This window comes from Streptomyces sp. BE303, assembly GCF_036290945.1.
Lineage (GTDB): Bacteria > Actinomycetota > Actinomycetes > Streptomycetales > Streptomycetaceae > Kitasatospora.
Map to the genome: position 1 here is coordinate 1 of NZ_JAQYWZ010000882.1, position 339 is coordinate 339.

The 339-nt window shown below is 69.0% G+C and carries 1 protein-coding gene; it reads right to left on the reverse strand.

From position 1 onward, the window contains the following. Positions 1–339: acyltransferase domain-containing protein (locus tag PUR56_RS33045; RefSeq protein ID WP_329951657.1), on the reverse strand; the 339-nt coding region annotated here is incomplete at both ends.

Here is a 339-nt window from a genome sequence, read left to right on the forward strand (position 1 = left end):
CCGGGCCACGACCAACGCCGCCGCATCGCCGAGCGACAGCACCCCGGCCACGTGCGCGGCAGCGATCTCACCGATCGAATGACCGACCAGGACATCCGGCCGCACACCCCAGTGCGACAGCAGCGCATGCAACGCCACCTCGACCGCGAACAACGCCGGCTGCGCGTACCCGGTGCGGTGGATCAACTCCTCGTCCGCGAGCACCTCCGCCAACGGCCGGTCCAGATAGGCATCCACGTGCAACGCCACCTGGTCGAAGGCATCCGCGAAAACCGGGAACGCCTCGTACAACCCCCGGCCCATCGACGCACGCTGCGCACCCTGCCCCGTGAACAGGAA